The 22,844-nt window shown below is 54.1% G+C and carries 19 protein-coding genes; 10 read left to right on the top strand and 9 right to left on the bottom strand.

The window, feature by feature from the left end; all coding sequences use genetic code 11:
* Positions 1-31: 31 nt before the first annotated feature.
* The 3 genes from ycfP (at position 32) to ABGB15_RS12765 (ending at position 2,851) form a co-directional block, all read left to right on the top strand.
* On the top strand, positions 32-574 hold the full coding sequence (gene ycfP, locus ABGB15_RS12775; RefSeq protein WP_152084222.1) for an alpha/beta hydrolase YcfP: 543 nt from the start codon (positions 32-34) through the stop codon (positions 572-574).
* Between the two features lie 238 nt (positions 575-812).
* Positions 813-2,117, top strand: a complete 1,305-nt coding sequence (locus ABGB15_RS12770; protein ID WP_152084223.1) for an NAD(P)/FAD-dependent oxidoreductase — start codon at positions 813-815, stop codon at positions 2,115-2,117.
* 194 nt (positions 2,118-2,311) lie between these two features.
* Positions 2,312-2,851, top strand: coding sequence for a glycine zipper 2TM domain-containing protein (locus ABGB15_RS12765; protein WP_152084224.1), 540 nt, complete (start codon positions 2,312-2,314; stop codon positions 2,849-2,851).
* Positions 2,852-2,910: 59 nt separating this feature from the next.
* Here the strand turns inward: ABGB15_RS12765 and ABGB15_RS12760 are convergent, their stop codons facing one another.
* Together ABGB15_RS12760 and ABGB15_RS12755 are read right to left on the bottom strand one after the other, a co-directional pair.
* Positions 2,911-5,106 (bottom strand): TonB-dependent siderophore receptor, encoded by a 2,196-nt coding sequence (locus ABGB15_RS12760; protein WP_215722962.1) that lies wholly within the window; start codon positions 5,104-5,106, stop codon positions 2,911-2,913.
* Between the two features lie 177 nt (positions 5,107-5,283).
* On the bottom strand, positions 5,284-5,919 hold the full coding sequence (locus ABGB15_RS12755) for a TetR/AcrR family transcriptional regulator (protein WP_215722961.1): 636 nt from the start codon (positions 5,917-5,919) through the stop codon (positions 5,284-5,286).
* A 244-nt stretch (positions 5,920-6,163) separates the two neighbouring features.
* On the opposite strand from ABGB15_RS12755, the gene bhsA reads away from it, so the two are divergent.
* The gene (gene bhsA, locus ABGB15_RS12750) at positions 6,164-6,421 is read left to right on the top strand and encodes a multiple stress resistance protein BhsA (RefSeq protein WP_215722960.1); all 258 of its coding nucleotides are present in this window, start codon (positions 6,164-6,166) and stop codon (positions 6,419-6,421) included.
* Between the two features lie 72 nt (positions 6,422-6,493).
* Here the strand turns inward: bhsA and ABGB15_RS12745 are convergent, their stop codons facing one another.
* From ABGB15_RS12745 to ABGB15_RS12735, 3 genes are all read right to left on the bottom strand, one after another.
* Positions 6,494-7,459 (bottom strand): L,D-transpeptidase family protein, encoded by a 966-nt coding sequence (locus ABGB15_RS12745; protein ID WP_215722959.1) that lies wholly within the window; start codon positions 7,457-7,459, stop codon positions 6,494-6,496.
* 144 nt (positions 7,460-7,603) lie between these two features.
* Positions 7,604-11,050 carry a transcription-repair coupling factor gene (gene mfd / locus ABGB15_RS12740; protein ID WP_215722958.1) on the bottom strand — a complete coding sequence of 1,149 codons (3,447 nt, stop codon included), beginning with the start codon at positions 11,048-11,050 and terminating at the stop codon, positions 7,604-7,606.
* 148 nt (positions 11,051-11,198) lie between these two features.
* Entirely contained in the window at positions 11,199-12,272 is a 1,074-nt protein-coding gene (locus ABGB15_RS12735; RefSeq protein ID WP_152084230.1) for an acyltransferase family protein, read from the bottom strand.
* Positions 12,273-12,528: 256 nt separating this feature from the next.
* Between ABGB15_RS12735 and lolC the strand changes: the two genes are divergently transcribed.
* From lolC to cobB, 5 genes are read left to right on the top strand one after another with little or no spacing between them, the layout of a single operon-like run.
* Positions 12,529-13,728, top strand: a complete 1,200-nt coding sequence (gene lolC / locus ABGB15_RS12730; RefSeq protein ID WP_152084231.1) for a lipoprotein-releasing ABC transporter permease subunit LolC — start codon at positions 12,529-12,531, stop codon at positions 13,726-13,728.
* Positions 13,721-14,422 (top strand): lipoprotein-releasing ABC transporter ATP-binding protein LolD, encoded by a 702-nt coding sequence (lolD, locus tag ABGB15_RS12725; RefSeq protein WP_215722957.1) that lies wholly within the window; start codon positions 13,721-13,723, stop codon positions 14,420-14,422. Before lolC ends, lolD begins: the two co-directional genes overlap by 8 nt.
* Positions 14,422-15,666 carry a lipoprotein-releasing ABC transporter permease subunit LolE gene (gene lolE / locus ABGB15_RS12720; RefSeq protein WP_215722956.1) on the top strand — a complete coding sequence of 415 codons (1,245 nt, stop codon included), beginning with the start codon at positions 14,422-14,424 and terminating at the stop codon, positions 15,664-15,666. The genes lolD and lolE overlap by 1 nt, the downstream gene beginning before the upstream one ends.
* Positions 15,667-15,720: 54 nt before the next feature.
* Positions 15,721-16,632 (top strand): N-acetylglucosamine kinase, encoded by a 912-nt coding sequence (gene nagK / locus ABGB15_RS12715; protein ID WP_152084234.1) that lies wholly within the window; start codon positions 15,721-15,723, stop codon positions 16,630-16,632.
* 14 nt (positions 16,633-16,646) lie between these two features.
* Positions 16,647-17,468, top strand: a complete 822-nt coding sequence (gene cobB, locus ABGB15_RS12710; protein ID WP_152084235.1) for a Sir2 family NAD+-dependent deacetylase — start codon at positions 16,647-16,649, stop codon at positions 17,466-17,468.
* 38 nt (positions 17,469-17,506) lie between these two features.
* Here cobB and potD read toward each other — a convergent pair whose 3' ends face one another.
* The 4 genes from potD to potA are packed head-to-tail and all read right to left on the bottom strand — an operon-like array spanning position 17,507 to position 21,294.
* A complete protein-coding gene (gene potD, locus ABGB15_RS12705; RefSeq protein ID WP_152084236.1) occupies positions 17,507-18,541 on the bottom strand; it encodes a spermidine/putrescine ABC transporter substrate-binding protein PotD in 1,035 nt (344 codons plus the stop codon).
* Positions 18,538-19,329 carry a spermidine/putrescine ABC transporter permease PotC gene (gene potC, locus ABGB15_RS12700; RefSeq protein WP_152084237.1) on the bottom strand — a complete coding sequence of 264 codons (792 nt, stop codon included), beginning with the start codon at positions 19,327-19,329 and terminating at the stop codon, positions 18,538-18,540. The genes potD and potC overlap by 4 nt, the downstream gene beginning before the upstream one ends.
* Positions 19,326-20,183: a spermidine/putrescine ABC transporter permease PotB gene (potB, locus tag ABGB15_RS12695; protein ID WP_152084238.1), complete on the bottom strand. Its 858-nt coding sequence runs from the start codon at positions 20,181-20,183 to the stop codon at positions 19,326-19,328. Before potB ends, potC begins: the two co-directional genes overlap by 4 nt.
* Positions 20,167-21,294, bottom strand: a complete 1,128-nt coding sequence (potA, locus tag ABGB15_RS12690) for a spermidine/putrescine ABC transporter ATP-binding protein PotA (RefSeq protein WP_152084239.1) — start codon at positions 21,292-21,294, stop codon at positions 20,167-20,169. Before potA ends, potB begins: the two co-directional genes overlap by 17 nt.
* 258 nt (positions 21,295-21,552) lie before the next feature.
* Here potA and pepT point away from each other — a divergent pair, with 258 nt between their 5' ends.
* Complete coding sequence (gene pepT, locus ABGB15_RS12685) at positions 21,553-22,776, top strand: peptidase T (RefSeq protein ID WP_152084240.1); 1,224 nt, start codon at positions 21,553-21,555, stop codon at positions 22,774-22,776.
* Positions 22,777-22,844 lie beyond the last annotated feature (68 nt).

Below are 22,844 nucleotides of genomic sequence, written 5' to 3'. Positions count from 1 at the left end.
CTCCCGGAAGGCGTAGCGTGGTGAGAAGACAATGATCATCTATTTACACGGTTTTGATTCAAACAGTCCTGGTAATCATGAGAAGGTGCTGCAACTGCAGTTTATCGATCCGGATGTTCGGCTGATCAGCTACAGCACGCGCCATCCGAAACATGATATGCAGCATTTGCTGAAAGAAGTGGACAAAATGCTGCAGCTTAACGTCGACGATCGCCCGCTAATTTGCGGCGTGGGGCTGGGGGGATACTGGGCTGAGCGCATCGGGTTCCTGTGCGATATTCGTCAGGTGATTTTCAACCCGAACCTGTTCCCGAATGAGAACATGGAAGGCAAGATTGACCGCCCGGAGGAGTATGCCGACATCGCGACAAAATGCGTCAGTAACTTCCGTGAAAAAAATCGCGATCGCTGTCTGGTGATCCTCTCCCGTAACGACGAAGCGCTCAGCAGCACGCGCGCGGCGGATTTGCTGCACCATTTTTATGAAATTGTCTGGGATGAAGAGCAGACCCACAAATTCAAGAATATCTCTCCGCACCTGCAGCGCATCAAAGCCTTTAAAACGCTGGGCTAACAAACGTCTCATCTTTCCTCAGGCCCGGCCGCGAACGCGTGCCGGGCTTTCTTTTTCGTCAGATTTGTCTACTTTTAAGCCATCAAAACTTGATGCATATCAATTTTGGTATGACCAATGCGCCTGACGTGTTATTCTCAATGCACCTGAATGGTTTCAGTGCTGTAACCTGTTGTTAATTAAGGGTTATTTTTATAACTTTTAATTAACAATTGGTTAATAATTTGAGGGGGTCACGTTGACTACGCCATTGAAAAAGATAGTGATTGTAGGCGGTGGTGCTGGCGGGCTGGAGCTGGCGACACAGCTGGGTAAAAAGCTGGGTCGCGGCAAGAAGGCCAAAATTACGCTGGTGGATCGCAACCATAGTCACCTGTGGAAACCGTTACTGCATGAAGTGGCGACGGGGTCGCTGGATGAAGGTGTGGACGCGTTGAGCTATCTGGCGCATGCACGCAATCACCATTTCCAGTTCCAGTTGGGTTCAGTGGTGGACATCAATCGCGAAAGCAAAACCATTACGCTTGCTGAGCTGCGTGACGACAAAGGCGAACTGCTGGTGCCTGAGCGTAAACTGCCGTACGACACGCTGGTGATGGCGCTGGGCAGCACCTCAAACGATTTCAATACGCCGGGCGTGAAAGAGCACTGCATCTTCCTCGATAATCCGCATCAGGCGCGTCGTTTCCATCAGGAAATGCTAAACCTGTTTCTGAAATACACCAGTAATATGGGTGCGAACGGCAAAGTAAACATCGCCATTGTGGGCGGTGGTGCGACGGGCGTTGAGCTGTCTGCTGAGCTGCATAACGCAGTGAAACAACTGCACAGCTACGGTTACAAAGGGCTGACGAACGACGCGCTGAACGTCACGCTGGTAGAAGCGGGCGAACGTATTCTGCCTGCGCTTCCTCCGCGTATTTCTGGTGCAGCGCACAGCGAGCTGACCAAACTGGGTGTACGCGTGTTGACGCAAACCATGGTGACCAGCGCGGACGAAGGCGGCCTGCACACCAAAGATGGCGAGTACATTGAAGCGGACCTGATGGTCTGGGCGGCGGGAATCAAAGCCCCTGATTTCATGAAAGACATCGGCGGGCTGGAAACCAACCGCATTAACCAGCTGGTGACCGAGCCGACGCTGCAAACCACGCGTGATCCGGAAATTTACGCAATCGGCGACTGTGCATCCTGTGCCCGTCCGGAAGGCGGATTTGTCCCGCCACGTGCTCAGGCCGCTCACCAGATGGCAAGCCTTGTACTGCATAACATTCTGGCGCAGATCAAAGGCAAGCCGATGAAAGCGTATGTCTATAAAGACCATGGTTCACTGGTCTCGCTCTCTAACTTCTCCACCGTGGGCAGCCTGATGGGTAACCTGATGCGCGGCTCCATGATGGTAGAAGGGCGCATCGCGCGCTTTGTGTACATCTCGCTGTACCGTATGCACCAGATTGCGCTGCACGGATACTTTAAAACCGGCCTGATGATGCTGGTTGGCAGAATCAACCGCGTGATCCGTCCGCGCCTCAAACTGCACTAATCTTTGACTCCCTCCGGGCCCTCCGGAGGGTTTTTTTAGCATATCGTGCTGCTCATCTTCGATTGGGTGCTTAAGAGTTCTCTTAAATACGATATATCCCCCCTTGTACGCCCTTTTTTTGATCCTTTATCTGATTGGCGACGACTCTCCTTCATTGCAAAATTGTTACCAATAGCAACAAAGGAGGAAGTCCCGTGAATAAATCAATGTTGGCGGGTATAGGGATTGGCGTAGCTGCTGCGTTAGGTGTGGCTGCGGTTGCCAGTCTCAATGTGCTTGATCGCGGCCCGCAGTACGCACAGGTTGTTTCTGCCACACCAATTAAAGAGACGGTAAAAACGCCTCGCCAGGAGTGCCGTAATGTTTCTGTCACTCATCGTCGTCCGGTACAGGATGAAAACCGCATCGCCGGGTCTGTTCTGGGGGCGGTAGCAGGTGGCGTAATCGGTCACCAGTTTGGCGGTGGTCGTGGTAAAGATGTGGCGACCGTGGTTGGCGCACTGGGTGGCGGTTATGCCGGTAACCAGGTGCAGGGCGCAATGCAGAATAACGACACTTACACGACGACTCAGCAGCGCTGTAAAACGGTCTATGACAAGTCGGAAAAAATGCTGGGTTACGATGTCACATACAAAATTGGTGACCAGCAGGGAAAAATTCGTATGGATAAGGACCCTGGCACACAGATCCCGCTGGACGGCAATGGCCAGCTGGTACTGAATAACAACGTGTAAAAAAAGCGGTTCTCTGAACTTAGCTCCTCAGGCGCTCAGGCTGAGGAGCTTTTTTTTGCTCAGAAAGTCAGCGCGTAGTTGAGACCAAAGGTACGCCCGCGTCCTTTATACTCATATAACGCGGCGTTGCCATAGGTTGGGCTATAGAGTAGTGGCGCACGCTGGCCCCAGACGGTGGTGTACTGTTTATCCAGCAGATTTTCGATGCTAAACGACAATTTGCCCACCGGAAGCTGGTAGCTGCTCAGTAAATCAACCGTGTTGTAGCCATCGATTTTATTCCCGGCTGCATCGGTAAGATCAAAGGTTTGTTGTGTCTGAAGGCGCAGCGACCATGGCTCCGGTGCCCAGCCAACGTAGGCTGTGGCTTTCGACGGTGACGCCTGAGTGACATCCCATTTTTCCCACGATCCGTCAGTTTTGATTTCTGATTTCACCACGTTGATGTTACCCCCTACGCTCCAGGTGCTGTCAGGGATAAAGTAATCCACTGCGCCTTCCACGCCATAGATACGGCGCTTCAGTGAATTCACGTCAATGGTCATGTCGCTGCGATTGATGTCGATAGATTTGTCAGACAGAGAGTAATAAGCCGCGATCTGGGTGCGCAGGTTATTGCCGGTGTAGCGCCAGCCCAGCTCATAAGAATCGACCTTGATGCCTTCGAGTTTGGCATCATTCGGGTTCACGCTTTTCAGCAGCGCGAGATGGCCCTGGGCATCGGCTTTTGCATAAGAACCGTTACCGTAGTATTTTCCCGGATCGGGCAGTTCCACGCCCTGGGAGAAGTTAAACCAGACCTGCTGACGCTCCGTAAGATGCGCAAGAAGCCCGGCGTTAAACAGCACATTGTCGTAATCGGTTTTACCGCCAGGGATCGCGTCAGCCGATGTCGCGTTGCCATTGGCAATCGCCTGTTGCTGTGAATAGCCGATAAAGTCGTCTACGCGGTTTTCAGTCCACTGATAACGAACGCCGCCGCTCAGGGTGAAGATATCGTTAATGTCGTAGCTGTTTTGCAGGAACGGCGCAACGTTTGTGATGCTATATCCCGGATAGCGGCCGGTCGTGTAAACAGACGTGTTGTTCATTCCACCGGACGGAACCGAGTTTGCCAGGTCAAAGAACATCTGGTTGGAATCAAAGGTTTCGTGATCCGCATCAATACCCCAGGTGATCTGCCAGCCATCAAGCGGCGTGCTGTTCAACGTCAGTTTTGCGCCGTACTGATCGGTGTTCTGCTCTGAGGCCGCGAAACTGGTGACGTTCTTGTCCTTATCCAGGGTAGGGAAGGGGTAGAAACGCAGGGATTCGTCGCGATAGTAAATTTGCCCGACCAGCTCCTGCCCCCAGAAATCGGCATCCGAGTATTGCAGGCTGATCAGGTGACGCTCGGTCCCCGGAATGCGGTCGGAGCTAAAACCGCTGCGGGTGCGGGCTGTTCCATTCCCGGTGACGGCGCTCATGTTTTTATCGAGATATAGCCCGTAATCATCGTCACCCTGGCTTTTATAGTACTGGGTCACCACCTGCAACTGCCGCGTCTCGTCAATCTCAATGGTGCCGGTTCCCATCACGTCGAGGCGGTCAGAGTGCTGTAACCCTGTCTGAGTGTTATCAAAGGTAAGGGCATCGCCGTTCCCGTCATACCAGCCGCCAAAACGCTGATATGCAATGGAAAGACGACCGGATGCATGGTCGTTCCCTCCGCTGACGGCGGTCGCCACACGTTCGTCGTGGTCGTTGCTATTGTTGAACCCCGTTTTGCTGCCCAGTTCCAGATCGACTTCCGTCTCCGGTTGACCTTTTTTAGTCACGATATTGATCAGGCCACCCGTACTGCCACCACCATAAAGTGCAGTTGAGCCGGAGATGACTTCGATGTGATCGACGTTAAAGGGGTCAATAGAATCGAGCTGACGGCTGTCGGTGCGCGACGAGTTCAGGCGTACACCATCCACCAGCACCACGATGGCGCGACCGCGCATATTCATCCCGTAATTGGTACGCCCCTGGCTGCTGACATCCATCCCTGGGATCAACTGCCCGAGAATATCCTTAAACTCTTTGCCGCCCTGAACCTGCTGTTCAATCTCCTGGCCTTCTATTATCCAGGTGGTCTGTGCCATTTCGGCCACCGTGCGGTGGCTACGGTTGGCGCTGACGACCAGGCTCTCTTCATTGGTTTGTTCGGCATACAGCGGCATTGCGATAGACAGCAATATTGGGTTGAGCACCCAGAGGTTTTTCTTCATCATCATTCCTTATTGAGCATTCGCTCTTTTATTGGCAGGTCATTGTCTAACAAATAAAAAATGCAAATGCGAATACTGCCGATAATAAAAATCATTATCAACCTGAGAAAATAAAAGGGTAATGATGAAAAGAGAGGTGGGGGAGCAGTGAGGAAGGGCGGCGAACCGCCCGGACGATCAGAATTTAAGCAGTTCGGGCCACAGACGCAGGGTCGTCTGCGTAATACCCTGCAGTTTCTCCAGGCTCGCTCCTTCACGGGCGCTGATCGACATGCCCTGTAAAATACAGCTCAGGTATTGCGCCAGCTCCTGTGGACGACACTGCGCCGGTATTTCACCACGCTGCTGGCGCTGGGCCAGAAACGTGCTCAGCGTCTCCTCCTGCATAGCGTGACGCGATTTCACCGTATTAGCGATCTCTTTAGACGAGGCCGCGAGGGTGGCGGAGGTATTGATCATAAAGCAGCCCGCCGGTGTGTCTTTGCTGGTAAAACAGGTTGCGACGGCCGTGAAGTAGTCCCGTAGCGCCTGTTCAACCGTTTTCTCTTCACAGAACAGCTGGGCTTCGTGTTTGGCCGCGAAACGGGTGATGTATCTGTCCAGCACGGCTCTGAAAAGCCCTTCTTTATTGGTGAATTCCGCGTACAGCGTCGGTGCTTTGGCACCGGTAGCCTCCACCAGATTGGAAAGTGAAGTCGCTTCATACCCATGTTGCCAGAAGAGTGTCATGGCCTTATCGAGCGCCGCATCCCTGTCGAACACTTTTGGTCGGCCACGGCTTTTCTTCGCGCAACTCGTGACATCGGTTGTCATTTGCCGTTGGTCCTCTGTTGGTTTGTTGAATGATCATTATAAAAATAATCCACAGCCGCGACCAGCGCTCATTGCTTAAAAATAAATTAATCATATGGGTATGAAAATAAACGAAATTAAAATTAATTTAACGGTCGTTATAAAAAGATATTGACGTGTGACGCAGATCACATCTATCATTTAACTATCGATCGTTAAGTAAATAACTAGCGACCTACAATTCATCTGCCTAAAGGTAAAAATCATGAAAAACGTAAAAACCCTGATCGCTGCCGCTGTACTGAGTTCACTCTCTTTCGCAAGTTTTGCTGCTGTTGAAGTGCAATCAACTCCGGTTGACCAGCATAAAGTCGGCACCATCTCCGCAAGCGCGGGGACTAACCTGGGTTCTCTGGAAGATCAGCTGGCACAAAAAGCTGACGCGATGGGTGCAAAATCCTTCCGTATCACCTCTGTGACCGGTCCGAACACCCTGCACGGTACTGCTGTCATCTACAAATAAGCCGGCATAAACCCTCATTTTTGCCACTGCTAAAAAAACGCCCTGCATGAGCAGGGCGTTTTTCGTTGTGTCTTACATCGACTGTTGCGTCACGTCATGATGCCGCGTGACATCGGTCGGTATCCCGGAGCGCACTTCCATCGCACGCGCCATAACCAGTCCGTCAGTATTGATGTTCGTTTTGAAGCTCACCATAGCCGCATTCAGGTTAATCGGCAGGGTTTGCGGATCATCATCAATATTTTTCGATAATGGTTGGTGGACTTCGACCAGTCTCACTCCTCCGGGCTCTTCAGAGACTTTAATCGGCGTATTGATAATGTTCACTTTGGTGCCAGGCGTAATCACCTTGTAAAGGGTCTTGATATCATCATCCCGCAGGCGAATACAACCAGAGCTGACGCGCATCCCGATACCGAAATCCGCATTCGTTCCGTGCAGCAGATAAACACCGCCATACGCCGCCAGGCGAATCGCATGATGTCCCATCGGGTTATCTGGCCCGGCCGGTACAACCGCGGGCAGTTCTATTCCCTGTGCTTTATAACGTGCACGAATGTTAGCCGTTGGCGTCCAGGTCGGGTTGGCACGTTTATCCGACACGGTGGTCACCATCGTCGGCGTGAGCGTATCACCCCCCAACTGGCCGATGCCGATAGGGTAGACGGTCACTTCATTTTTACCCGGTGGATAATAGTAAAGGCGAAGTTCGGCGAGGTTAATCACAATCCCCTCGCGCGGCGCGTCCGGCAAAATAGTCTGCAGCGGAATGGTCAGCACACTGCCTGCTCGCGGTACGTAAGGATCAACGCCTGGGTTAGCCTGCAGCAGTGCCAGGAACCCAACGTTATATTTTTTGGCAATGGCTTCCAGCGAACCACCATTGTTTTCAACGACATGAAAGCGGTTTTCTCCCACGACACGGCTGCCAGCAGGCGGGAGAGGCCAGGTGTTTGCGCGAGCAGGAAGCGTAACCGCCACCGTCGCAGCCAGCGCAAATAACGTTAACCAGCGAGTAAAACGCGAAGAGGTCATCATCACTATAATCCATATAAATTATAAGGTTATTGTTTTATAAGGCGTTAAGGATAATTATGGCGAATGAGTGTGTTGGGAAGTGCAGGCAAAGTGCAAAGAGTTTGTAAATGTCCCCCGTTAACGTGGTGCTAACGGGGGGAAGGGTTATGCAATGGCGTTCTCTTCAAGCTGACGCATAAAGTTACGCACCCAGTCCATACGGGTTTTTCGCTCGGCCAGTTCCTGCGTGAAACGCAGACGCGTCGGGCCATCCAGACGGAAATGCTGCGGCTGTTTTTGCAGTAAACCGATCAGCCACATCGGGTCGACATGGTTTTTCTCTGCAAACTCAATCACACCGCCTTTTTCATTCCCTTCCAGCTTGCGAATGCCCAGTTTCTGCGCCTGCTGACGCAGTCGGGCGATATCCAGCAGGTTTCGGGCAGCATCCGGCAAAAGTCCAAAGCGGTCAATCAACTCGACTTTGATCTCTTCGAGATCGCTCTCATTTTTCGCGCTGGCAATGCGTTTATAGAACGACAGGCGTGTATTCACATCCGGAATAAAATCATCCGGCAGCAGGGAAGGCATGCGAAGTTCCACCTCGGTCTGCTGGCTGGTCAGATCTTCCAGTGACGGTTCACGTCCGGCTTTCAGCGCGTCGACGGCATTTTCCAGCAGTTCCATATACAACGAGAAGCCGATGGTTTCCATGGAGCCGCTCTGGTCTTCGCCCAGCAGTTCACCGGCACCGCGGATCTCAAGATCGTGCGTGGCCAGCGCAAAGCCCGCGCCCAGGTCTTCCAGCGAGGCAATGGCTTCCAGACGCTTTTGCGCATCGGTGGTCATCGCTTTCGGGTGTGGCGTCAGCAGCCAGGCGTAAGCCTGATGGTGTGAACGCCCGACGCGTCCACGCAACTGGTGAAGCTGAGCCAGACCAAAGTGATCTGCACGTTCAATGATAATGGTATTCGCCGTTGGAATATCGATACCGGTCTCAATGATGGTGGTACACACCAGCACGTTAAAGCGCTGGTGGTGGAAATCGTTCATCACCCGTTCCAGCTCGCGCTCGCGCATCTGCCCGTGACCAATGGCGATGCGTGCTTCCGGCACCAGTTCTGCCAGCCTGTCGGCGGCTTTCTGGATATTTTCCACGTCGTTGTAAAGGTAATACACCTGGCCGCCGCGCAGCACTTCACGCAGAATCGCTTCGCGTACCACCAGGTTATCGTATTCACGTACAAAGGTTTTCACTGCCAGACGACGCGCAGGTGGCGTGGCGATAATTGACAGGTCGCGCATCCCGCTCATCGCCATATTCAGCGTGCGCGGAATTGGCGTCGCGGTGAGGGTAAGAATATCGACATCCGCCCGCATCGCTTTAATACGCTCCTTATGGCGTACCCCGAAGCGGTGCTCCTCATCGACAATCAACAGCCCCAGGTCTTTCCACTTCACGTCGCTTTGCAGCAGCTTGTGGGTGCCGATGAGGATATCAATTTTGCCCTCACTGGCCTGTTCCAGAATGTGCGTCTGTTCTTTGGCACTGCGAAAACGTGACAACATCTCGATGCGTACCGGCCAGTTGGCGAAGCGGTCGCGGAAGTTATCGAAATGCTGCTGGGCGAGAAGGGTGGTTGGCACCAGCACGGCCACCTGCTTGTTGTTCTCCACGGCCAGGAAGGCGGCGCGCATCGCCACTTCGGTTTTCCCGAAGCCAACATCGCCGCATACCAGCCTGTCCATCGCCAGCGGCTGACACATATCGCTCAATACGGCATTGATAGCCTGCGCCTGATCCGGCGTGGTTTCAAACGGGAAACTGTCGCAGAACAGCTGATACTGCTCTTTATCGTGCTTAAAGGCGTAACCTTCTTTGGCCGCACGCTGGGCGTAGATATCCAGTAGCTCAGCCGCTACATCGCGGACTTTTTCCGCCGCTTTCTGACGCGCCCGCGCCCAGGCGTCGCCGCCCAGTTTATGCAGCGGCGCATTGTCTTCGGCACCACCGGCGTAGCGGCTAATCAGATGCAGAGATGAGACCGGCACATACAGTTTGGCGTCGTTGGCGTAGGTCAGCATCAGGTACTCACCTTTAATACCGCCAGCTTCAAGAGTCGTCATCCCCTGATACCGCCCGACGCCGTGTTCCAGGTGAACAATCGGCTGGCCCGGATGCAGCTCGGCCAGGTTGCGGATCAGCGTGTCCGGGTTGATGGTGCGACGACTGTCCTGACGGCGGCGCGCCACGCGTTCGCCCAACAGGTCGCTTTCACAAACAAGGGCGAGGTTATTGAGCGTATCAATAAACCCATGTTCGGCGGCACCAATCATCAGATAGCGTCCCGTTCCGGTGGCGTCGTCCAGGCGCAGGATACGTTTTGGCGCAATCTTAATGCGGCCAAGCAGTTCACCTAATGCCTCACGGCGGCCCTCGCTTTCAACGGAGAAAACAACCGGTCCGGTAAAGGATTCAAGGAATTTACGCAGGTTATCCAGCGGTGATTTTTGCTGCGCCTGGACGGACAGGTCCGGCAGCTTCTGGTATGCCAGGTTAGTATTGGCCGCTTTGCTCGCCAGCGTTTCGGTTTTAAGCTGCATGCGCGGCCAGCGCTTAAGCTCAGCGTTCAGCTCATCGGTACGCAGCCACAGCGTTTCCGGTGGCAGCAGGGGACGCATCGGGTCCACGCCACGGTTCTCGAAGCGAGCGCGGGTTTCACTTTCGAAACGACTGGCGCTGGCGTCGATATCACCGGTATTCACAATCAGCGTATTCGCCGGGAAGTAGCTGAATAGCGCAGGCAGCGGCTCGTTAAAGAACAGCGGTTGCCAGTATTCGATCCCCGCAGGCAGCGTGCCTTTGCTCACCTGCTGATAAATGTGTTCCGCATCGCGCTTCACGTCGAACTTATCTCGCCACTGGCTGCGGAACAGTTCGATCGCGGTTTTGTCCGTCGGAAATTCGTGCGCAGGCAGTAAATTAATGGATTCCACTTCTTCCAGCGTGCGCTGCGTGTCGGCGTCGAACACGCGCAGGCTGTCGATTTCATCATCAAAGAAATCCAGACGATAAGGCCGATCGCTGCCCATCGGGTAAAGGTCGAGCAGCGCGCCGCGCGTGGCATATTCCCCGTGCTCCATCACCTGATCGACGTGGCGATAACCGGCGCTGTCGAGCTGTGAACGCAGGGCGTCGCGGGAGAGACGCTGGCCTTTTTTCATCACCAGCGCATGGCCGTGCAGGTAGCTATGCGGGCAGACGCGCTGCATCAGGGTGTTCACCGGTACAATCAGCACGCCGCGCTGCATGGTTGGCAGTTGGTATAGCGTGGACAGACGTGAGGAGATGATCTCCTGGTGCGGGGAGAAACTGTCATACGGCAGCGTTTCCCAGTCGGCCAGGCTGAACACCAGACTATCGGTAAACTGACGAATTTCGTCGTGCAGGCGCAGGGCGTTTTGCATGTCCGGGGCAACCAGCACCACCGGGCCAGGGTGGCGCTCCGTAATCTCAGCCACCAGCGTGGCGCATGCCGCGCCCGTGAGTTCGCCCAGCTGGCGTTGGTCGCCCGCTTTGACAGGCAAGGAATAACGATCGTGTTCAGGCATGGCTATGTCAGAGTCTCTTATGGATATACCAACAGTATTGGGGCATATCACTGATACGCAATGTCTTTATTATCCTCGATCGTTTTACATTAGCAAATCGTAAGCGCACAGCAGGAAAACTCGCCCCCAAAAAGGAGGCGAGAGCCCGTTAGCGGGTGGCAGGGGCCGGAGACAGGCGAGCAGGAGGGGAGAAGAAAAGATCGCCAAACAGTGCAGTGGAGAGTTTGCGGGCACCAAGACCGAAAAGCGTACAGATCAGCAGGCTGGCAAACGGATAGACGAGGATGAGCGTTAGCTCCGCCCATACGGGCCAGTACGCAGCGTTCATTTCACCAATCAGAATCAGGCTAAAGGCTTCTATTAAGATGCGATGAGTGGTGTAAATCGCGATGGTGTTTGAACCCACTACATTGAGAAGATTGCTGGGATGAACGGCATAACGTTGTTCAAGGCTGTAGAAGAGCTTCATGATCAATACTATCGACAGCAGGGAGAGCGGTAACGGGACGTTTGCAAACCACAACACGACGGAGACCATGCCGAACGCGACCACCGCCAGCCAGACGCGACGCATTTGCAGCCCTTTCATCCACGTCATCAGCTGTGCGCCGTACCATGCACCCAGGCTGTAGTAGATCATGTTGCGCACCACGCTGTTCATCCCCCACCACGGCAGCGGCAGGAAGTTAATCGCGATGCTCGCCAGCGCCAGCAGACCCAGCACCGGTAACTTCCAACGGCTGAGCAGTTTACACAGCGTGAAATAGACCACCAGGGCATACAGATACCACAGGCTGGTGCTGGCGGTGAGCATGCCGCGAATAAAGCCTGTGAATGAATCGGCATACGCGGCGTTCGAGGAGGTGGCTAATTCACGCTCTGGTGCCAGCCAGGCATTCAAGTGGCTTAGCGCCTGCCATTGTAAAAGACCCCACAGCGCCAGTACCCAGACAATACTCCAGATGCGCTTATCGAGGCTGGTGCGCCAGTCCACTTCATCAATGTAACGACGAATCAGATAACCGGAAATAAAGAAAAATACCGGCATGCGGAAGGGGGCGAGGTAAAGGTTAAAATAGACCCAGCATTTGGCGAGGAGGCCAGAAAGCGGGTGTTGAAGCCCACTCAGATGGGGATAAAAGGTGATTACCGAGTGGTAAATTACCACCAGGCAGATGCAAAGCCCTTTTATCTGGTTAATCCATAATGCTTTTTGTTTCATTGTTCGCGACACCCTTTTTGCCATAAACGAACGGATCATTGTTCTAAAACGCGGCAGGGATGTAACGGGTAACAGTCTGTATCAGGACGATTTTCGGAAAAAGTGGAGGCTAAGAGGCGGTCGTTACGTCAGTAGCATGATGATTTATCTGAATTTTTCGGAAAAAAGATTACCAACGCTTACGGTTTCAGTCATTTACGCTTAGCGGATTCGCTTATATACTCGTGGGTCTGCTATCAGCAAACAGACGGATTTCATGTATCAACCTGTCGCACTCTTCATAGGCTTACGTTACATGCGTGGGCGCGCCGCGGACCGCTTCGGTCGCTTTGTCTCCTGGCTTTCGACTATTGGCATTACGCTTGGCGTGATGGCTCTGGTGACGGTGCTTTCCGTCATGAATGGCTTCGAGCGCGAGCTGCAAAACAACATTCTGGGGCTGATGCCGCAGGCCGTTCTCTCTTCAACCAACGGTTCCGTAAACCCGCAACAACTGCCGGAAAGCGCGGTGAAGTTACAGGGTGTCACGCGTGTTGCGCCGTTAACCACCGGTGACGTGGTGCTGCAAAGCGCACGCAGCGTGGCGGTGGGCGTCATGCTGGGGATTGATCCGACACAAAACGATCCGCTGACGCCGTATCTGGTCAATGTCAAACAGACCGATCTGCAAGCGGGTAAATACAACGTCATCCTCGGTGAACAGCTTGCCGGGCAGCTTGGCGTCAACCGTGGTGACCAACTGCGCGTCATGGTGCCGTCTGCCAGCCAGTTTACGCCGATGGGGCGTTTGCCCAGCCAGCGTCTGTTTAACGTCGTCGGTACCTTTGCCGCCAACAGCGAAGTCGACGGCTATCAGATGCTGGTCAACATTCAGGACGCTTCGCGCCTGATGCGCTATCCGGCAGGGAATATCACTGGCTGGCGCTTGTGGCTCGATCAGCCGCTTAAGGTGGACACCCTCAGCCAGCAAACCCTGCCGGAAGGCACCAAATGGCAGGACTGGCGCGACCGTAAAGGCGAGCTGTTCCAGGCCGTGCGCATGGAAAAAAACATGATGGGGCTGCTGCTGAGCCTGATCGTGGCTGTCGCCGCGTTTAACATTATCACCTCGCTGGGCCTGATGGTGATGGAAAAGCAGGGCGAAGTCGCCATTCTGCAAACCCAGGGGCTGACGCCGCGCCAGATTATGGCCGTGTTTATGGTACAAGGCGCGAGCGCCGGGATAATCGGCGCATTGCTTGGTGCCGTGCTTGGCGCACTGCTTGCCAGTCAGTTGAATAATCTCATGCCGATCATCGGTGCACTGCTGGATGGCGCGGCGCTGCCGGTCGCCATCGAACCGCTGCAGGTGGTCGGAATTGCGCTGGCCGCGATGGCCATTGCGCTGCTTTCTACGCTTTATCCTTCCTGGCGCGCTGCCGCCACTCAACCCGCTGAGGCTTTACGTTATGAATAAGATCCTGTTGCAATGCGACAACCTGTCCAAACGCTATCAGGAAGGCAATGTGCAGACTGACGTGCTGTACAATGTGAGCTTTAGCGTGGGCGAGGGCGAGATGATGGCGATTGTCGGTAGCTCAGGCTCCGGCAAAAGTACCTTGCTGCACCTGCTGGGCGGGCTGGATACGCCAACTGAAGGTGACGTGATCTTCTCTGGTCAACCAATGAGCAAGATGTCCTCTGCGGCGAAAGCGGAATTGCGTAACCGCGAACTGGGCTTTATCTATCAGTTCCACCACCTGCTGCCGGACTTCACGGCGCTGGAAAACGTGGCGATGCCGCTGCTGATTGGCAAAAAGAAACCGGCAGAAATTAACGCCCGCGCCAGCGACATGCTGAAGGCGGTAGGGCTTGGGCACCGTGGGAACCACCGTCCGTCTGAACTTTCCGGCGGCGAGCGTCAGCGCGTGGCGATTGCCCGTGCGCTGGTAAATAACCCACGTCTGGTGCTGGCAGATGAACCGACCGGTAACCTGGATGCGCGCAATGCCGACAGTATCTTCCAGCTTCTGGGTGAACTGAATGCTTCGCAGGGCACCGCGTTTCTGGTGGTGACTCACGATCTGCAGCTGGCAAAACGCATGGGACGCCAGCTTGAGATGCGCGACGGTCATCTGAATGCCGAACTGACCCTGATGGGAGTGGAGTAATGGCTTCACCGTTATCGTTACTCATCGGGTTACGCTTTAGCCGCGGCCGTCGTCGCAGCGGCATGGTATCGCTGATCTCGGTCATCTCCACCATCGGTATTGCGCTGGGCGTGGCGGTGCTGATCGTCGGCTTAAGCGCCATGAACGGTTTCGAGCGTGAGCTGAACAACCGCATTCTGGCGGTGGTGCCGCACGGTGAAATCGAGCCGGTCAACCAACCGTGGGCCGACTGGCGCGATGCGCTCACTAAAGTGGAAAAAGTACCGGGCATTGCCGCCGCCGCCCCTTACATCAACTTTACCGGGCTGGTGGAAAGCGGCGTTAACCTGCGCGCCATTCAGGTGAAAGGGGTGAATCCCGCCCAGGAAGAACGCCTCAGCGCGTTGCCACACTATGTACAGAACAATGCGTGGGCCAACTTTAAGGCCGGTGAGCAGCAGATCATCATGGGCAAAGGCGTGGCCGATGCACTCAAGGTGAAGCAGGGCGACTGGGTGTCGATCATGATCCCGAACGCCAGCTCAGACCATAAACTGCAACAGCCTAAGCGCGTGCGCCTGCACGTCACCGGTATTCTTCAGTTGAGCGGCCAGCTCGATCACAGCTTTGCGATGGTGCCGCTGGAAGATGCGCGCCAGTATCTGGACATGGGCGACAGCGTGACGGGCATCGCCATCAAGGTTAACGATGTTTTCAACGCCAATAAACTGGTGCGAGATGCAGGCGGTGTGACCAATAACTATGTCTACATCAAAAGCTGGATCGGCACTTACGGGTATATGTACCGTGATATCCAGATGATCCGCGCCATTATGTATCTGGCGATGGTGCTGGTGATCGGTGTGGCGTGCTTTAATATCGTTTCGACGCTGGTGATGGCGGTGAAAGACAAGAGCGGCGACATCGCTGTGCTGCGTACTTTAGGGGCAAAAGACGGTCTTATTCGCGCCATCTTCGTCTGGTACGGTTTGCTGGCAGGGCTGTTTGGCAGTCTTTGCGGCGTGGCGATCGGCGTGGTCGTTTCCCTGCAGCTGACGCCGATCATTAACGGCATTGAAAAGCTGATCGGCCATCAGTTCCTGTCGGGCGATATCTATTTTATTGACTTCCTGCCGTCTGAATTGCACTGGCTGGACGTTATTTATGTGCTGGTTACAGCACTTTTACTGAGTCTGCTGGCAAGCTGGTATCCGGCGCGTCGCGCAAGCCGAATTGATCCGGCGAGGGTACTAAGTGGCCAGTAATTACGTCATGGTTTAGCGGTCTTTTGGCCGCTGGATCAAAGAGAGGAATGCACTATGTATTACGGATTTGATATTGGCGGCACCAAAATTGCGCTCGGCGTGTTTGATGAAAACCTCAAACTCCAGTGGGAAACCCGTGTTCCCACGCCACGCGAAAGCTATGATGACTTTTTAACCGCCATTGCCGCGCTGGTGGCGCAAGCGGATGAACGCTTTGGCGCAAAAGGCAGCGTCGGCATTGGTATTCCGGGCATGCCCGAAACCGACGACGGCACGCTGTATGCCGCTAATGTCCCAGCTGCCAGCGGTAAACCGCTTCGCGCCGATCTCTCCGCCCTCCTTGAACGCGACGTGCGTTTAGATAACGATGCCAACTGTTTTGCTCTCTCGGAAGCCTGGGACGATGAATTCCGCGATTACCCGCTGGTCATGGGGCTGATCCTCGGTACAGGTGTGGGGGGCGGTATCATTACTCACGGTAAACCGATTACCGGACGCAGTTATATCACCGGCGAATTTGGCCATATTCGTCTGCCGGTAGATGCCCTTGAGGTTGTAGGGCGTGATTTCCCGCTCACACGCTGCGGCTGCGGCCAGCATGGCTGTATTGAGAACTATCTTTCAGGTCGTGGGTTTGCATGGCTATATGAACACTTCTATCATCAGAAACTTGAGGCCCCCCAAATCATTACCTTGTGGGAGCAAGGGGATGCACAGGCGCGTGAGCACGTTGAACGCTACCTCGATCTGCTGGCGGTGTGTCTGGGGAATATCCTGACTATCGTCGATCCGGATCTGCTGGTGATTGGTGGCGGGCTGTCAAACTTTACTGCGATCACGGAACAGTTGTCCGGGCGTTTGCCCCGACATTTATTGCCGGTCGCCCGCGTGCCACGCATTGAGCGTGCGCGGCACGGGGACGCAGGAGGTATGCGCGGAGCCGCATTCCTTCATCTCACCGATTAGTTTATGAGGTTACTATGCTGTCGCGTCGCTTAGGTCGACTCAGCCGTTTTCGCAAAAATAAACGCCGCTTACGTGAGCGCTTGCGCCAGCGGATCTTTTTCAGAGACAGGATGATGCCAGAAGCGATGGATAAACCCAGAGTCGTCGTGCTGACCGGGGCGGGGATTTCCGCCGAGTCCGGGATTCGTACCTTCCGTGCTGCGGACGGTTTATGGGAAGAACACCATGTGGAAGATGTGGCGACGCCGGAAGGCTTCGCCCGTGACCCGGATCTGGTGCAGGCGTTTTATAACGCCCGCCGTCGTCAGCTTCAGCAGCCGGAGATTGCGCCAAATGCGGCGCATCTGGCGCTGGCGAAGCTGGAAGAGGCGCTTGGCGACCGGTTTCTGCTGGTCACGCAGAATATCGATAATCTGCATGAGAGGGCCGGTAATAAGAACATCATCCACATGCACGGTGAACTGCTGAAGGTACGCTGTGACTGGAGTGGTCAGGTGCTGGACTGGAAGGATGACGTGCTGCCGGAAGATAAGTGTCACTGCTGTCAGTTCCCGTCACGGCTGCGCCCGCATGTGGTATGGTTCGGTGAAATGCCGCTGGGCATGGATGAGATATACAGCGCACTGGCGATGGCAGATGTGTTTATCGCCATCGGTACGTCGGGGCATGTCTATCCGGCGGCGGGATTTGTTCACGAAGCACGACTGCATGGCGCGCACACGGTAGAGTTAAATCTGGAACCGAGCCAGGTCGGAAGTGAGTTTGAAGAGAAACATTACGGCTTAGCCAGTGAAGTGGTGCCAGCATTTGTGGATAAGCTGCTGAAGGGATTGTAATAATACCGGGCGGTGTGGTGCCGCCCGGTATTGTAAACTTAACGGCCTGCTTTTAATTTCTGGTAATACTCTTCGTAGAGGCGACTCGCGTCACCAACGTCATTCTGCCATTCACCCTTGCTTATGGTTTCGGCATCCGGGTAGAGCGACTTGTCGTTCGCGACTTCCGGGCTTAGCAGCTTACGCGCCGCCAGGTTGGGCGTCGGGTAGCCGATGGTTTCCGCAACCTGTTTTGCGATATCCGGGCGCAGCAGGAAGTTAATCAGCTTTAGCGCACCGTCTACGTTTTTCGCATTTGCTGGAATAGAGAGGCTGTCCATCCAGAAAATCCCGCCTTCTTTCGGCCAGACCACCTCCAGTGGTGTCCCGGCCTGACGCGCAACAAACGCCGAGCCGTTCCACACCATCCCGAGATTCACTTCGCCTTCCATATACGGATTCGCAGGGTTATCAGAGTTGAATGCCGCCACGTTTGGCATCAGTTTTTTCAGCTCGTTATACGCCGCTTCAATCTCTTTCGGATCGGTCGTATTGCCGGAATAGCCCAGTTTGCGCAGCGCGATCTGGAACACTTCACGCGCGTCGTCGGTTAACAGCAGGCTGCTTTTGTATTCCGGTTTCCACAGGTCGGCCCAGCTGGTCACGCTTTTTGGATCGATGGCATCGCTGTTAACCCCAATAGCCGTCGCGCCCCAGATGTAAGGAATCGAATAGTCGTTATTCGGGTCGAACGGCTTGTTAAGCATCTCCGGGTCGAGGTTTGAAAAATTGGTTAGCTTTGTTTTGTCGATCTTCTGGATCATGCCCTCTTTGCGCATCTTATCGACGAAATAGGTCGAGGGAACAACCAGATCGTAAGCGCCGTCTTTGTACGTTTTGAGCTTGGCATACATGGTTTCATTCGACTCATAGGTGGAATAGATAACCTTGATGCCCGTCTCTTTAGTGAACTGCTCCAGCAGGCCTGGCGGCACATACTCTGTCCAGTTATAGAAATAGAGCGTTTTGCTGTCATCAGCGTGCGCGGCGCTCATTCCGAACACCAGTGCCGCAGCGGCAAGCATTTTTTTCATTTCATTGTCCCCTGAGATTTTGTTTTATCACGAGCAATAACCTGGCTGGCAATTACCAGAACCAGCGACAACACCAACAGAATGGTCGCCAGCGCGTTCACCTCTGGTGAAACGCCAACTTTTACCATCGAATAGATCTTCAACGGCAGAATTTCATAACTCGGCCCGGTCACGAAAGAGGAAACCACCACGTCATCCATCGACAGGGTGAAGCTGAGCAGCCAGCCTGCCGCGACCGCAGGCATCGCCAGCGGCAGGATGATTTTGCGCAGGATCGTCATCTCGCTGGCACCCAGGTCTTTCGCCGCCTCCAGCATGCGTACATCGAACCCTTTCAGGCGTGCATACACAGTGACCACCACAAACGGCAGGCAGAAGGTGATATGAGAAAACAGCAGCGACCAGAAGCCAAGCTGGATGCCCAGCAGCATAAACAGCACCAGAAGCGAAATGGCCATGACGATATCCGGCGACATCATCACCACAAACAGCATCCCGCTGACGAACGGTTTACCGCGAAAACGGTAGCGGTAGAGCGCCACGGCAGTCAGCGAGCCGATCAGCGTGGCGAAGGTGGCAGAGAAGATCGCCATCGTCAACGAGTGCTGAGCGGCCTGCAGCAGGCTGTCATTGTTCATCAGCAGGCTATACCAGTTGGTCGTAAAGCCTTGCCAGTTAATCCCGAAGCGGGAGCTGTTAAACGAGTTCACGATCAAAATGATGATCGGAATATAAAGATAAGCATAAATGGCGGTCATAAAACCGCCGCGAAGCAGTCGACCGATCATTCGAGTTCCACCGTCTTATTCAGCAGGCGCGAAGCACGCCAGTAAACCAGCAGCATTAGCCCCATCACCACGGTCAGCGTGATGCTGGTGGCCGCGCCAAACGGCCAGTCGCGAATGTTCAGGAACTGGCTCTTAATCACGTTTCCGATCAGCAGATTTTTCGCACCACCCATCAGATCGGAGACGTAAAACAGCCCCATCGCGGGCAGCATCACCAGCAAACAGCCCGCGATAATGCCGGGCATGGTCAGCGGAATGATAATGCGGACAAAGGTTTGCAGCTTACTGGCACCCAGATCTTTCGCCGCTTCCAGCAGCGGTTTATCGAGCTTTTCAATGCTGGAGTAGAGCGGCATGACCATAAACGGCAACAGGATATAAACCAGACCGATGATCACCGCGCCCGGCGTGAACATGATGCGTACTGGCGTATCAATCACACCCAGCCAGAGCAAAAACTCGTTGAGATAGCCCTTTGTGCTGAGGAAGATTTTCAGCCCGTAGATGCGGATTAAAGAGTTGGTCCAGAACGGCACAATCAGTAAAAACAGCAGCAGCGGGCGCACCTTCTGCGGCAGGCGGGCAAGGAACCACGCGAAAGGATACCCCAGCACCAGGCAGGCGATAGTTGCGATCAGCGCCATATTGAGCGAGTGCAGCAGCACGTCAAAATAGAGCGGATCGAGCAGGCGCGAGTAGTTGTCCAGTGTAAAGACCAGCTTGACGAAGTTTGCGTCGTCGCGGGTCAGGAAGCTGGTGGCAATGATCATCAGGTTGGGTAAAAAGACAAACAACACAAGCCAACCGACGATCGTGGTAATCACCACATTCTGGAATTTACTTGTGTTCTTCATCAGCCAGTACAACCTCCCAGCTTTCTACCCAGTTGATAACCATTTTCTGATCCAGCGAGTGGTCGAAATCAGGATCGTCTTCGTTAAAGAACTCACTGACCATCACCATCTTGCCGTTTTCGAGTTCAACGACGGATTCAAGCGTCATCCCTTTGTAGTTGCGCTCGCGGATATAGCCAATCAGCCCTTCGGCTTCGCGACTGTCGTGGATCTCATCGACCCGGAGATCTTCCGGACGCAGCAGGACGTTGAGCTTTTGTCCTCTCTCGACGGCAAAATTGACGTAAATATTGCATTCGCGTCCTTCAACATTAGCGCGAACCCGCTGTTCGTCCAGGCGTTCGATCACCGTGGCGTTGAAGATATTGATTTCGCCAATGAAGCTGGCGACAAACAGGTTTTTCGGCTCTTCGTAGATTTCACGCGGGGTGCCATCCTGCTCGATTTTGCCGTCGCGCATGACCACAATGCGATCGGACATGGTCAGGGCCTCTTCCTGATCGTGAGTGACGAAGACAAAGGTAATGCCGAGCTTACGCTGCAGCGCTTTCAGCTCGTTCTGCATCTGCTTACGCAGTTTGTAATCCAGCGCAGAGAGGGATTCATCCAGCAGAAGCAGACGCGGTTTATTGACCACCGCACGCGCGATGGCAACACGCTGCTGCTGGCCGCCGGAAAGCTGGTGAGGTTTTCGCTGGGCAAATTCTTCCAGTTGCACCATTCTCAGGGCTTCGGTGACGCGCGGCGGGATCTCATTTGCCGGCGTTTTTTGCATCCGCAGGCCAAACGCCACGTTCTCAAATACCGTCATGTGCGGGAACAGGGCGTAGCTCTGAAAGACGGTATTGACGTGGCGATCTTCGGCAGGAACCTGGGTAATGTCCTGGTTCTCAAGATGGATGTGGCCGTTATCGACGCTTTCCAGCCCGGCGATAAGGCGCAGTACGGTTGTTTTGCCGCAGCCAGAAGGGCCAAGCAGCGTGAGAAACTCACCGTCGTTGATGGTCAGATTCAGGTCGGAAATGACATCTTTGCCATCAAAACTTTTACGAATTCGTTCCAGTTGCACCAGCGGTGAAAGGGAACGGGATTGTGTATTCAATTTTTGCACTGTCCCATATAGACGCTTCAGGCCGCAGACCGAAGCGGGGTTTGTGTGTAACCACCTTGGTGACTCGTAATGAGGGCGGACATTCTACGGCAAACCCGTTGAATCGCCAATCCTTGTCACTGATTCATAAGCTACATTTATTAACGCATAACGACATAAACGGAAAATATTCTCGTTTGCGGGATAAAAGTGACCTGACGCAATATTTGCGTTTTGATGCTTACTGATAATGTTGTCACAAAAAGTGAGGGTGACTGCATGGATAAATTACTTGAGCGTTTTTTACAGTACGTTTCGCTGGATACCCAATCTAAACCGGGTGTCCGACAGGTGCCGAGCACCGAAGGCCAGTGGAAATTATTAAACCTGCTGAAAGAGCAGCTTGAAGCCCTGGGGCTGGTCAATGTCACGTTAAGCGATAAAGGCACTGTGATGGGAACGCTGCCTGCGAATGTCGACGGAGATATTCCGGCGATTGGCTTTATCTCCCATGTTGATACCTCACCGGATTTCAGCGGTAAGCATGTGAATCCGCAGATTGTTGAAAACTACCGCGGCGGCGATATTGCGCTGGGCATTGGCGACGAAGTGCTGTCTCCGGTGATGTTCCCGGTGCTGCATCAACTGCTGGGACAGACGCTGATCACCACCGACGGTAAAACGCTGCTGGGGGCCGATGATAAAGCGGGCATCGCCGAAATTATGACGGCGCTAGCGGTACTGAAAGGTAAAAATATTCCGCATGGCGATATTCGTGTGGCCTTTACGCCAGATGAAGAGGTGGGCAAAGGCGCGAAACACTTCGACGTCGACGCCTTTAATGCGCAGTGGGCTTATACCGTTGACGGCGGTGGCGTGGGCGAGCTGGAGTATGAAAACTTCAATGCGGCGTCAATTACCATCAAAATCGTGGGTAACAACGTCCATCCTGGCTCTGCTAAAGGCGTGATGGTGAACGCGCTGTCGCTGGCATCCCGCATTCATGCCGAAGTGCCGGCTGAAGAGAGCCCGGAGATGACGGAAGGGTACGAAGGTTTTTATCACCTCACCAGCATCAAAGGTACCGTGGACAGTGCGCAAATGCACTACATTGTCCGCGATTTCGACCGTAAAGCCTTTGAAGCGCGCAAGCGTAAGATGATGGAAATTGCGAAGAAGGTCGGCAAGGGGCTGCATCCGGATTGCTATATTGAGCTGATCATTGAGGACAGCTATTACAATATGCGTGAAAAGGTCATGGCGCATCCGCACATTCTGGATATTGCTCAACAGGCGATGCGTGATTGCGATATTGAACCGCAGTTAAAGCCGATTCGCGGCGGCACTGACGGCTCGCAGCTTTCCTTCATGGGACTACCGTGCCCGAACCTGTTTACCGGTGGCTACAACTACCACGGAAAACATGAGTTCGTGACGCTGGAAGGGATGGAGAAAGCGGTTAAAGTGATTGTGCGGATTGCGGAGTTGACGGCGAAACGTTGAGAACTCGCCCGGTGGCGCTTCGCTTACCGGGCCTACGATCAGAATGTAGGCCGGGTAAGGCGAAGCCG

The organism is Enterobacter sp. MALB-1, assembly GCF_041021625.1.
Taxonomy (GTDB): domain Bacteria; phylum Pseudomonadota; class Gammaproteobacteria; order Enterobacterales; family Enterobacteriaceae; genus Enterobacter; species Enterobacter oligotrophicus.
The sequence above is the reverse complement of the archived record's forward strand: the minus strand, read 5'-3'. Positions and strand labels throughout refer to the sequence as shown.